This is a genomic window from Sphingobium tyrosinilyticum (assembly GCF_042654265.1).
In the GTDB taxonomy this organism is placed as follows: Bacteria; Pseudomonadota; Alphaproteobacteria; order Sphingomonadales; family Sphingomonadaceae; genus Sphingobium; species Sphingobium tyrosinilyticum.
Window position 1 is genome coordinate 1 of record NZ_JBHSFZ010000026.1, and the last position, 11,716, is coordinate 11,716.

The window sequence follows — 11,716 nt, forward strand, 5'->3', positions numbered from 1 at the left end:
ATGCAATCCGCGACGCTTTGCCACGCTTCACCCCCGAAGAATGCGCAAATTACTTCACCGCTACAGGATATGAGCCAGAGTGATCAGATTCCGCTCTAGATGCGCGCTGGAGCGTGAAATACACGAAGGCCAAGGTGAAGGAAGGCGCTGACCCCAAGGCGTTCGAGCGAGTCGATCTTGCCATTCGGATGTTCGGCTACAAGAACCATGTCGGCATCGACCGCGCGCATGGCCTGATCCGCACCTGGGACGCGAGCGCCGCCAACGCCCACGACGGCGCGCGACTGCCCGATCTGGTGAGCCGCAACACTGCCTCTGGCATTTGGGCGGATACCGCCTGCCGCTCGAAGAAGAACGAGGCGTTCCTGGCCGAGGGCATGTTCACAAGCATCATCCACCAGCGCACGCCGACCGTCGGGCAATGCCCGAGCGCGCCGCGCGCGCCTATGCCAAGCGCTCGGCGGTCGAGCACGTGTTCGCCGGACAGCAGCATCGCATCGCGCCATCGGCATGGCCCGTACCCCGCATCATGATCGGCATGGCGAACCTGGCCTATAATTTCCAGCGGCTCGCCTGGCTCGAGGGACGCACTGCGCCCGCCTGATGGCAAGCAGCGCTCAAAAGCCGGCAGTGCCGCAGAAAATCAGCAAAACCCCACAGGGTTCCAAGCCGCAGAAGGCCTGCTCACCCCTGCCGATGCACGTCGCTGCTAAACAGGCGGTTCTTTGAGGTGTCCCACTGGAGGAAATTCGGGGCTTGCGTCGCTCCAAACCGTAGATGGCGAATTATATAAGTCGGCGTCGTTTAGGAGCGTGGTGCATATGGCGCGTCACAACCCGTCATATCGTGCAACGGCTTCGTTGACATCGTCGTACATCGTGGCTTGCGACTGATGAATGACGATTGCCTTATTGCAAAAATTTCTAATAAATTCAGGACTATGGGACGCCAATATTATTGATCTATCCTGTCGTTTTTCAAACATTTCAGCTTGGCATTTTCTCTGAAAATTCTGGTCGCCAACAAGGATTATTTCGTCGATAAGATAGCAGTCGAATTCAATTGCTAAAGATAGCGCAAAGGCCAGACGCGCACGCATGCCGGAAGAATAGGTCTTTACTGGCATCCGCAATTGTTTACCGAGCTCGGTGAAGTCTTCCACAAAACGTCTGATCTCGGGATATTCCCGCTGATATATCCGCGCTATGAAACGGGCGTTGTCGAGGCCGGTCAGGCTACCTTGAAACCCCCCGGCGAAGCCGAGCGGCCAAGACACTGACATGTTGCGAAGGATTTTGCCCGAAGTGGGCATTTCCACTCCGCCAATTAGCTTGATCAGTGTGCTCTTTCCGGCCCCATTGCGACCCAGAAGACCGACCCGATCACCCCGCTCGATTATCAGATTAACATCCTGCAGAACATTCTTGTGTCTGCCGCCGTGTATATAGGCTTTCGCGATGTGACTGCAAATAATCATTCGACGGTCAACTTGCGGCGTACACGACGGCAGAGGATGAGGCCTATCATCGTCGCGATAGTCGAGCAAATAATAGGACTCCAAACGTCGTAATATGCCGTTACGTTATCACCCCATACCCCCTTGCGCATCATTTCCATGCCGTTCACAAATGGCGAAAACAGCATGAATTGCCTAGTTGCCGGGGTGAGCCAAGACACCATGAAGAAGAGACCCGAAAACGGAATCATAATATAAGTGGTGACAGGAATAAATTTTTCCATAGCTTCGGATAATTCTGAAAGCGGTGCAATGATTAGACAAATTGAAAAGCAGAAATAGGCATATAGGAACCAACCGGCGATTAGCAAACCGATGTCCGATGGGATGGGAAATTCACCGAAACAAATCAAGACGACGGCCATGAACAGGTAGGCCATCATCCCACCAAGAACTTCAATAATAAAGCGCGATAATATAAAGTCCACGATCTTGATCTGGCGATGATATAATAAGCTCTGGTTCGCTGTGAAAACCGCCACGCTGCGCGCTACGCCATGTCGGAATAGAGTAATCGGGATGTACCCGGTCGCCACGAATGCGATCACCCCAACGCCATGTTCGGTGGCGCCGTGCGTAAAGTGCCACAAAAGGCCAACTAGCCCAGCGAACAGTAGAGGCTCGGCCATGATCCACAGGAATCCGATATTTTCACGCCCAAACCGGGTGATCAATTCGCGTATCATCAAGGCGTGAATGACACGAGCCTGAACGGCCCAACTTGTTTGTACTCGATGAAAGCTGCCCTGTTTCACGCTTAATCTTCCGGCGCATGTTCAAGAACACCGATCATGAACATCCAAGCGATGAAATAGAGGCAAAGGGCAGCCGCAAATACCACAAGAACGTTCAAAAATCGCTTCGGCAAAAGCGGTGTGTCCGGGGTATTTGGGTCTACAACCCGTTCTAGATAAAATTGCTGACGCTGAGCTTCAGCGCGGGCCTGGACGAGGGCGGCGTTGGCCGCAGTCAGGCTTGCCGTGGAAAACTCCTGTTCCACCAGCAGATTTTCATAGCCCCCCATCTTTGATGCGATGCCGTTGCCGTTGCCCACAACCCGGCTATCTTGCGAGGCGATTTGTACGGAGATTGCATTGATACGGCTGCGAAGAGCAGGGATGGACGGGTTGCTTGGCGTCAGGCGGTGCATCAAGTCCAATTGGGCCTGAAGCGCTGCGCGTTCTCCAATCAACGTATTGGCGATCTCCAGCGCGCCACCTGCCTGCTTGCCAGGATCAATCAGCGCCTGCGCATTACGATATTGTGCAAGAGCGATTCGTGCGGTCTTCGCCCTCTGTGTCGCCACTTCGACCTGCTTCTGCGCCTCCACAATACCCTTGCTTTGCGCGCGGCTATTTAGGCGATTAACGAGCGCCTCACTTAGATCGAGCAACTCGCGATTAATGATGTAAGCATCTTGTGGCGTGAAGGCTTCGACCTTGATTGTCGCCGTGCCTGTTTCGGTGTCAATGCGAGCATCGACTCGCTTACCATAATATTTGAACAGACTTTCGAAGCTGCTATCAGCGAAAGGAAGGGGGAACCGGCTCAAGAAATCCGCTTTCCGCGTCGAGAATCGGCCGCGAATGCTTATGTTCTTTTCCAGCGCTTCGAGCGCGTCACGAGAGCGGACGTAGGTCAACACCTCGCTCGTTTGCTCATGGCCGCCAGACATCCCAGTTGTTTGAACCAGATTGGCCAACGTCGACATCTGCGACCGTTTCTGGTCTGGGCTTTTAATGACGAAACGCGATTCCGAAAGATAAACGTCAGACGCGATCAGGCCATAATAGAGCGCCGCCAGAAATGTAGGCAGCGCCACCATCAGCAGGAACCCGCGACGTTTTTTCAGCCAATGCGCTATAGGTGACTGCTGGAGGGGGGCTTCAGCCTCGACCCGGAACGAGGAATTTACGTTCATAATTTTGTGCTGTGCCTCAAGCGAACCTAAGCTGCCTCCCGCTAGGCCAACATCGGTCGGGGCGCAAGGCCAGAACGGTTTGATCGCGGAATCGTTCAAGGCACTATTGTCCATCGCAGAAGCCGGGTGCTAAGGCGTCGATTATTCGAAGCCTCCGAGTTCATGAGCGATGCAAGTCAAGAATATCGTTTATCTATCCCTGCTTATTGGACTTCCAGGGTGCGCCACGCTTCCTTCCAGTGGTCCTACCGGGGGACAAATTGAAAAATCGGCAGCTGCTCCCAAGGATGGGACGGCACCGATCCAGATCGTTCCGATCCACACGATGGCGGACATGCCTGGCGCGGACGCAGTGGCGGAGTTGCTGCCCGAACTGGCGCCCCCTCCGACCGACATGGTTGGTCCGGGCGACGTGCTGGACATCAACATATACGAAGCTGGCGTTTCCTTGTTCTCGGGCGCAGGCGGGTCGGGCCAGATCACGGCCAATCCGGGCGTGCAGGTGCAGAAGCTGCCGCCGACGCGCGTCGACGATCTGGGTGACATCACCATCCCCTATGCCGGCACGCTTCACGTGGCGGGTATCACCACCGGCGAAGTCGAGGCGATAATCCGCAATTCGCTGGCGCGGATGTCGCAGAACCCGCAGGTGATCGTTACGATGAATCAAGCCATCACCAATTCGATCATTGTCGGGGGCGAGGTGGCGAAGCCAGGCAGGCTCGTGCTGCAGACTAACCGGGAAACTCTGTCAGATGTCATTGCGCTGGCGGGCGGCTATCGAGGGAACACCAAGGATCTGTTGCTGCGAGTCGTCCGGGGTGAGCAGAGCGTTGACGTCCGCGTCAATGATCTTGTCGATAATCCCAAGCTGGACGTGCGCGCTTATCCTGGTGACCGGCTGATGCTAATCAACAACCCTCGCACTTATTCTGTGCTGGGTGCTCCAGGACGGGTTGAGGAGGTTCCGTTCAGCCGTTCGTCGGTTTCGCTGGCGGAGGCGGTTGCTAATGCCGGCGGTGTCAATCCGGGCATCGGGAATCCCGCGGCGATCTTCGTCTTCCGCTATGTCCGCGACCAGCTGGGTAATGAGGTGCCAAAGGTGTATCATCTCAACATGATGAAAACCGGCTCCTATTTCCTCGCCCAGCGCTTCGCCATGCGGGACAAGGACGTGCTCTATTTCGGCAATGCGGCGGCAAATCAGCCCAGCAAACTCATTCAGTTGATCAGCCAGCTGTTTTCTCCGATCTTGACGGTCACCGCTGCGGTTCAGACGGTGAAAAACAGCAACTGAGGCTTTTGACGGGCGACGCCATATGATCGCCTGTTTTCTCTGTGCGAAAGTGGGAAGATGGAGATAAGATCCTTCGCGATCTCCGGCGTCAAGCTGTTCACCGCCCGCCATATCGGGGATGAGCGGGGCTATTTCGCGGAGACCTTCCGTGCGGACCTGTTTGCCGCGCATTGCGGAGATTGGACATTCGTCCAAGACAATGAATCGCACAGCGTTCGTCAAGGCACGATCCGCGGCCTGCATTTACAGAGCGATCCGCACGCTCAGGGCAAGCTCGTCCGTTGCACCGCCGGAGCCTTGTTCGATGTCGCCGTCGATATCCGCCGCGGCTCTCCCACCTATGGCCAGTGGGTCGGTGCGATGCTCACCCCCGACAATGGCAAGCAGTTGTGGATTCCGCCGGGCTTTGCTCATGGTTTTTGCTCGACCGAGCCCGATACGGTCATCTGCTATAAGGTGACCAGCTATTACAGCGCCGAGTGCGACAAGGGGCTGCGCTGGGACGATCCGGCGATTGGCATTGACTGGCCTCAAGTCGCTGATCCCGCTACACTTTCGCCGAAGGATCGGCAGCAGCCGCTGCTTGCCGAGCTTCCTGCCTACTTCACCTGGAGCGAATAACCCTATGCGCGTGATCGTTACCGGCGGCGCTGGCTTCATCGGATCAGCCCTCGTTCGCTATTTGGTGCTGGAAAAGGGATACGAAGTCCTGACTGTCGATGCCCTGACCTATGCCGGGTGCGAGGCTTCGCTCAAGGCTGTGGAGGGGCAGGCCAGCCACTGCTTCCTCAAAGCCGACATATGCGATCGCACCGCAATGGACGAGGCGATCGCCGGTTTCCGCCCCGACCGCATTATGCATTTGGCGGCGGAAAGCCATGTCGACCGCTCGATCACCGGCGCGGCCGACTTCATCCAGACCAATGTCGTCGGCACCTTCACGCTGCTGGAGGCAGCGCGCGGTTATTGGAATGGCCTTGCTGGCGCGGAGAAGGACGCCTTCCGCTTCCTCCATGTCTCCACTGATGAGGTCTATGGCTCGCTAGGCGATGAGGGGCTGTTCGCGGAAAGCACGCGCTACGACCCCAGCTCGCCCTATTCGGCTTCCAAGGCCGCGTCCGACCATCTCGCCAAGGCTTGGCAGCGCACCTACGGACTGCCGGTGGTGGTGTCAAACTGCTCAAACAATTACGGCCCTTATCACTTCCCGGAAAAGCTGATCCCGCTCACCATCCTCAACGCGCTCGCAGGCCGCGCGTTGCAGGTCTATGGCAAGGGTGAGAATGTGCGAGACTGGCTCTATGTCGATGATCATGCCCGTGCGCTCGATCTCATCATTGAGAAAGGCATCCCCGGCGAAACCTATAATGTCGGGGGCCGTAACGAGCGGCGCAATATCGACGTGGTGCGCCGGATCTGCGCCGTGCTGGATGAGTTGGTCCCCGCCGATGCGCCGCGCGAAAGACTGATCGAGTTCGTCACCGATCGTCCCGGCCATGACGCGCGTTATGCAATCGATGCGACTAGGCTGGAAACTGAACTGAGCTGGCGCGCGCAGGAGAATTTCGACAGCGGTATCGAGAAGACGGTGCGCTGGTATCTCGAAAATGATTGGTGGTGGCAGCCGTTGCGCGATCGTTATGACGGCCAGAGGCTCGGCCTGAACGCTGCACCCGCGCCCGCCGGAGTGGCTGCGTGAGGATTGCCGTCACCGGCAAGACCGGGCAAGTCGTCACCTGCCTGATCGAAAAGGGTACGGCCGCCGGGCATGAGGTGATCGCGCTGGGCCGTCCCGAGCTGGACCTAGCCGATTCCGCCTCCGTCGCCCGCGTGCTGGAGACTGCGGTGCCTGACGTCATCGTCTCGGCCGCCGCCTATACCGCGGTCGACAAGGCGGAAAGTGAGAGCGACCTCGCTTATGCAGTGAATGGCGCCGGTGCCGGTGCGGTGGCCCAGGCGGCCAGCGCGCTGAGCGTTCCGCTGGTCCATATCTCGACCGACTATGTTTTCGACGGCACGCTTGATCGCGCATATGTCGAGAGCGATCCGACAGGGCCCACGGGTGTCTATGGCGCTTCGAAGCTGGCGGGGGAGCGGGCGGTTCTGGCCACCCATGGCGACAATAGCGCGCTGCTCCGTGTAGCCTGGGTTTATAGTCCATTCGGCGCGAATTTCGTGAAGACGATGCTCCGCCTTGCGGCCGATCGGAACGAAGTATCGGTGGTCGCCGACCAGCTCGGCAACCCGACCAGCGCGCTGGAGATAGCCGATGGTATTCTGCGGGTAGCTACCAATCTGGTGGCTGATAGCAACCCGGCCCTGCGCGGCGTCTTCCACCTGACCGCCAGCGGTGAAGCCTCCTGGGCGGACTTTGCCGAGGCGATCTTCGCCGCCTCGGCCGATAAGGGCGGAGCGACGGCACTGGTCAAGCGTATCACCACCGCCGATTATCTAACGCCCGCCACGCGGCCTGCCAATTCGCGGCTCGACTGTGGTCTCATAGCAAAGGTCCATGGCGTGGCCTTGCCCGACTGGCACCAATCGCTGAACAGTGTGATGGCCCGCCTGCAACTGATAGCGAACTGAATTGCTCATCTAAAGGGAAGATCGACGCATGAAGGGTATCATCCTCGCTGGTGGCAGCGGCACCCGTCTCTACCCCATGACGCTGGCGACTTCGAAGCAGCTAATGTCGGTCTATGACAAGCCCATGATTTATTATCCGCTGAGCACGCTGATGCTGGCGGGAATCCGCGAGGTGCTGATCATCTCGACTCCGCGCGACCTACCTGCTTTCCGAGCGCTGCTGAGCGATGGCTCACAATGGGGCATGCGCTTCGAATTCGCCGAGCAGCCGAGCCCCGACGGGCTGGCGCAGGCCTATATCATCGGCGCCGATTTCGTGGCGGGGCAACAGTCGGCGCTGATCCTGGGGGATAACATCTATTATGGCCACGGTCTGCCCGAATTGCTCGCTAGCGCATCGGCGCGTAAGCAAGGGGCGAGCGTCTTCGCCTATCATGTTAACGACCCCGAGCGCTATGGCGTGGTGAGCTTCGACGACTCCAAAAGGGCCGTCAGCATCGAGGAGAAGCCGAGGCATCCCAAGTCGAACTGCGCCGTCACTGGCCTCTATTTCTATGACGAGCAGGTGGTGGACATCGCCGCTAATCTTGAGCCGTCACCTCGCGGTGAACTGGAGATCACCGACGTAAATCGCGTCTATTTGGAACGCGGGCAGCTGAATGTGGAGATCATGGGCCGCGGGTTTGCCTGGCTGGACACCGGCACGCCAGACAGCCTGCTCGATGCGGCGGAATTCGTTCGCATTCTAGAGAAGCGGCAGGGCTTCAAGATCGCCAGCCCGGAGGAAATCGCCTTCCGCCAAGGGTTCATCGGTGTGGCGGAGTTGGAGCAGGCGATCGGGAAGCTTGGCAAGTCGGATTACGGTCAATATCTGCACGGGATTTTGTCCGAACCTTAGTTATTCCTTGACCACGGATATTGCTGCTGCAACCCTTAGAAGATGTCGCCGATAGAACGAGCTGCCCGCGCTCTGTGCAAACTCGAAGGTCATCCTGATGATGGCGAGCGTGAGTGCCAGTCTTCATGGCCAAGCTATCTGCCCCAGGTCCGGGCCGTCCTGGAGGCGATTCATGAGCCGAGCCTGCGAATGATGGAAGCAGGAGCGACCATCATCAGATATGTCGGACCGGAAGAATCATCGTCCGGTTACCAAGGCGATGCAGCCAATGCATGGCGGTTCATGATCGACGCGATGCGGGAGGATCTGTCTCCTTCGGAATAGCCGATATTCCCCCGATCTGCGGGCGCAGCGTGTGCTCTGGCGGGTAGGCTGCACAAGGCACTACCCAAGGATCGTACCGCCAAAGCAGCGCTGCTGGCGCTGTCCCGTGTGGCGATGCTGTCTGCCACGTTTAAACTGCGCACCGGCTGCACAAGTCGGCCGCAATAAGAACTAGATCATCGAAATCGCTCAAATTTAAGCCTGCAATATTGACCCGGTTTGGAATGAATATCCAGTGTCGATTGACAAAGCGCGGCCTGAAGGGGAACCGCCGCAATGGCGGAATTGCTGGAGCGGGTAGCGGGGATCGAACCCGCATCACAAGCTTGGAAGGCTAGTGCTCTACCATTGAGCTATACCCGCCCGCAGGTCCAGCGCCCTGCCATCTTTCAGCGGCGCTCGTCAACATCAAAAACTCGCCCGCGAACCACGGGGCTGCCCACGTCCTTAGACCGTTGTCAGTCCAGCTTGTTGATGGAATCCCGCATGTGATCCACGCTGACGCTGGAGTAGCGCTGAACCATCCGCAGCGACTTCCATCCGCCCAAGTTCATGATGGTGATGAGGTCGATCCCCGCCATCACGCAGTGGGATGCCCAATGATGGCGCCAGTCATGGACGGTGAAATCCTCGATCCCTGCGCGCTGGCAGGCGGTGGCATGCTGGTTCTTGATCGGGTTGCCACCGGGGATCTTCGCCTTGCGGGTGTCGGAATAAGGTTCACCGAACCGGTTGAGGAAAACATGTTCCTTTGTGGGCCGCCCCTGCTTCTCCCAGATCGGGCGCAGCACGTCCATCACGCGGGGATGCATCGGCACGGACCGGATGATCGCATTTTTTGTGTGATTGAGCCGGATCGATCCCTCGTGCATATCGACGCCCTCGACGCCCCACTGCAACTGCAATGCGGTTTGGATGCGTGGACCATGGAAGGCGAGCATGGTGATGATCGGCTGGATGTGAGGCGAGTAGGCTGCGATCAGCCGGTCGCGGTCTTCCTTGCTGAGGAAGCGCACTCGCTCATTGTTGAACGGGATAGCCTTGATCCGCAACGGCGGGAGATCATGCAGTTCATGATAGACATTGATCGCCGCCTGAAACACTGAGCGATAGCGGTCCTGGCCCGCCGGATCATGGCCGGTAAGATAGGCGCGGCGAAAATGCTCCCACGCCTGCTTGGGCTCGCGCAGGCTGAAGTCGCCGATGAGGCCATTGAGCTTGCCGATGCGCAGGACGTCGGACGCACATGGGGGCTTTGCCTTCGTCAGGTAGCTGTCGAAAGCCTGGGCGATGGTTCCCTGCGCGACGAGAGCGGCCGGACCGAACATCAGCTGGTGACGCAACTTCGTCTCATGTTCAGCCATCAGGTGCGACGCAGCATCTGCGTCACTCGTTCCTGAACTGAATTCTTTGACGACGATGCGCTTTTTGCCGAGCGCAACGGTGCCTCGGATGTAGTAGATGCCGTTCTTCCCGCGGCGACGCATGGTGAGCATGTGAGACTTTCCATTAGCAGGCGAAACTGCGCTTCGCTCGCCCGGATTTTTCCGCCCACCCTGACATATGGCACGCTATATTTCTTGAACGTTCGGCGCATCCATTTCGCGGGATCGGCGCTGGTCAAGCTAAGCCGTGACAGGATATCCTGCGGGGTGAGAAGGGACTCCCGGAGACCAGCGGTTAATGCGCGCGGTGGCAGTTCCTCTTCAGGCGAATCTGCTGGGATCACGGCTGCCCCTGGTTGGCCTCATTGACACTCCAAAACATCGGATTGCGCAGCCACTCGTTCACGGCCGACTCCCGCCAGCCCATGCAGCGCGCAGCGATGCGCACCTGGCGGGGAAAGGTCCCGGCCTGGACCTTGCGGTAGAGCGTCGCCCGGCTGAGGCCGGTGCGCTCGAGCACGCTGGTGAGGCGAAGGATGCGGTCGGGTGGCTGATCGGTCATGGCAAGATCCTGTCTGCTGCGACGTGTAATGCGTGCCCCTGAGCACCAGAATTATCGGGCGGAGGTGCGCCGTCAATCGGGTGAGAAGGATCAGATCGGCCCAAATCGGGGCCTATCGGAGCACAGGACATCACGGCGTGGGATCGGCGACCAAAATAAATTTCAGGCCGTTTGATAGAATCCATGCCGCCGCTGCCAGCTGAGATCTGCTGAGCGATGTCGGCCTGCAGCAGAGCGCCCGTTTTCGTCGTGCGCACGTGATCTGATTCGGTTTTTTGGGGCGACCTTTCGGACGCCCGTGCGGTCATCCCGCGTGCTAGCGCGATGGCGTGTGTGCCTCCGGTTTCGGTCAGGCGAGTGGGCGTCGCTTGTCCCTAGCCCCGCCTCGGCATCCTGCAACCCTTAGCTGCGCAAGGGTCCTCCATGTGCATTGCGGCCCTGCGGGTGCAGGCCGCCTTTATCGGCGGCGCTCTTGGACCGCTCCTGCCGCCCACCCGCCCTTCCGGCGCCGGTTGCGGTGGTTTGAAGAAGGAGCGAAGAGATGCGCACGAACGAACGTCACAGCCTCTATGGCGAAGTCACCTCCCGCATCATCGCGGAGCTGGAACATGGCAGGCTACCTTGGGTGCAGCCCTGGGACGCAAGCAACTGTCCCTGCGCCATGCCGCAGAACGCGGTGACGGGCCGGCGATATTCGGGGATCAACATCCTGATCCTCTGGGCCACCGTGATCGAGCGTGGCTTTGCCGGGCAGCGCTGGCTGACCTACAAACAAGCCGAAGCTGCAGGAGGCCGTGTCCGCAAGGGCGAGAAAGGGACGGTGGTCTGCTATGCTGATAGGTTCATGCCCAAGTCCGAACAGGAACGGGCAGGGGAGGAGGAGCGCGATCCAAGGACGATCGCCTTTTTGAAGCGCTTTACCGTCTTCAACATCGACCAGTGCAAGGATCTGCCTGATGAGCTGACGCAAATAGCCGAAGTCCCAGGTCCTTTGGTGTCGATTGCCGAGGCTGACGGCATCATTAGGCAGAGCGGCGTCGATCTCCGCATTGGCGGTAACGAAGCCTATTATTCCCCGTCAGGTGACTATGTCGCTGTTCCGCTCCAAATGGCTTTCCATGCCTCCATGTTGATGGCGGAGTAAAATGCCCCGGATCGGACATTTGAAAATTCCCCACTTCTTCTGATTGGCCCTTGTCCGGGGCGAGCCCCGGACAAGGGCCAAAG

The 11,716-nt window shown here is 58.5% G+C and carries 12 protein-coding genes, 1 tRNA gene and 1 pseudogene; 8 read left to right on the forward strand and 6 right to left on the reverse strand.

Going from position 1 to position 11,716, the window contains the following annotated elements; genetic code table 11:
- Positions 1-98: 98 nt before the first annotated feature.
- Positions 99-604: pseudogene (locus ACFO3E_RS12685) on the forward strand (transposase); the annotation flags it as partial.
- A 225-nt stretch (positions 605-829) separates the two neighbouring features.
- On the opposite strand, the gene ACFO3E_RS12690 reads toward ACFO3E_RS12685, so the two are convergent.
- The 3 genes from ACFO3E_RS12690 to ACFO3E_RS12700 form a co-directional block, all read right to left on the reverse strand.
- Positions 830-1,477: an ABC transporter ATP-binding protein gene (locus tag ACFO3E_RS12690; protein WP_380805163.1), complete on the reverse strand. Its 648-nt coding sequence runs from the start codon at positions 1,475-1,477 to the stop codon at positions 830-832.
- Positions 1,474-2,202, reverse strand: coding sequence for an ABC transporter permease (locus tag ACFO3E_RS12695; protein WP_380805190.1), 729 nt, complete (start codon positions 2,200-2,202; stop codon positions 1,474-1,476). Before ACFO3E_RS12695 ends, ACFO3E_RS12690 begins: the two co-directional genes overlap by 4 nt.
- A 71-nt stretch (positions 2,203-2,273) precedes the next feature.
- On the reverse strand, positions 2,274-3,551 hold the full coding sequence (locus ACFO3E_RS12700) for a KpsE/RkpR family capsule polysaccharide export protein (protein ID WP_380805166.1): 1,278 nt from the start codon (positions 3,549-3,551) through the stop codon (positions 2,274-2,276).
- A gap of 211 nt (positions 3,552-3,762) precedes the next feature.
- Here ACFO3E_RS12700 and ACFO3E_RS12705 point away from each other — a divergent pair, with 211 nt between their 5' ends.
- Genes ACFO3E_RS12705 through ACFO3E_RS12730 form a run of 6 tightly spaced genes read left to right on the forward strand, consistent with a single transcriptional unit; the run spans position 3,763 to position 8,542 of the window.
- The gene (locus ACFO3E_RS12705) at positions 3,763-4,734 is read left to right on the forward strand and encodes a polysaccharide biosynthesis/export family protein (RefSeq protein WP_380805168.1); all 972 of its coding nucleotides are present in this window, start codon (positions 3,763-3,765) and stop codon (positions 4,732-4,734) included.
- 57 nt (positions 4,735-4,791) lie between these two features.
- Complete coding sequence (gene rfbC, locus ACFO3E_RS12710; RefSeq protein WP_380805171.1) at positions 4,792-5,355, forward strand: dTDP-4-dehydrorhamnose 3,5-epimerase; 564 nt, start codon at positions 4,792-4,794, stop codon at positions 5,353-5,355.
- A gap of 4 nt (positions 5,356-5,359) precedes the next feature.
- Positions 5,360-6,433 carry a dTDP-glucose 4,6-dehydratase gene (gene rfbB, locus ACFO3E_RS12715; RefSeq protein WP_380805173.1) on the forward strand — a complete coding sequence of 358 codons (1,074 nt, stop codon included), beginning with the start codon at positions 5,360-5,362 and terminating at the stop codon, positions 6,431-6,433.
- Positions 6,430-7,320, forward strand: coding sequence for a dTDP-4-dehydrorhamnose reductase (gene rfbD / locus ACFO3E_RS12720; protein ID WP_380805176.1), 891 nt, complete (start codon positions 6,430-6,432; stop codon positions 7,318-7,320). The genes rfbB and rfbD overlap by 4 nt, the downstream gene beginning before the upstream one ends.
- A 28-nt stretch (positions 7,321-7,348) precedes the next feature.
- Positions 7,349-8,218, forward strand: a complete 870-nt coding sequence (gene rfbA / locus ACFO3E_RS12725) for a glucose-1-phosphate thymidylyltransferase RfbA (protein ID WP_380805179.1) — start codon at positions 7,349-7,351, stop codon at positions 8,216-8,218.
- A gap of 42 nt (positions 8,219-8,260) precedes the next feature.
- Positions 8,261-8,542, forward strand: coding sequence for a hypothetical protein (locus ACFO3E_RS12730; protein ID WP_380805181.1), 282 nt, complete (start codon positions 8,261-8,263; stop codon positions 8,540-8,542).
- A gap of 289 nt (positions 8,543-8,831) precedes the next feature.
- Here ACFO3E_RS12730 and ACFO3E_RS12735 read toward each other — a convergent pair.
- The 3 genes from ACFO3E_RS12735 to ACFO3E_RS12745 all read right to left on the reverse strand — a co-directional run bounded on the left by ACFO3E_RS12735 (position 8,832) and on the right by ACFO3E_RS12745 (position 10,489).
- Positions 8,832-8,905: transfer RNA gene (locus tag ACFO3E_RS12735), tRNA-Gly, on the reverse strand.
- Between the two features lie 95 nt (positions 8,906-9,000).
- On the reverse strand, positions 9,001-10,038 hold the full coding sequence (locus ACFO3E_RS12740; protein WP_380805183.1) for a tyrosine-type recombinase/integrase: 1,038 nt from the start codon (positions 10,036-10,038) through the stop codon (positions 9,001-9,003).
- A gap of 229 nt (positions 10,039-10,267) precedes the next feature.
- Positions 10,268-10,489: a helix-turn-helix transcriptional regulator gene (locus ACFO3E_RS12745; protein WP_380805186.1), complete on the reverse strand. Its 222-nt coding sequence runs from the start codon at positions 10,487-10,489 to the stop codon at positions 10,268-10,270.
- Positions 10,490-11,030: 541 nt separating this feature from the next.
- On the opposite strand from ACFO3E_RS12745, the gene ACFO3E_RS12750 reads away from it, so the two are divergent.
- A complete protein-coding gene (locus tag ACFO3E_RS12750; protein WP_380805188.1) occupies positions 11,031-11,633 on the forward strand; it encodes an ArdC family protein in 603 nt (200 codons plus the stop codon).
- Positions 11,634-11,716: the final 83 nt, after the last annotated feature.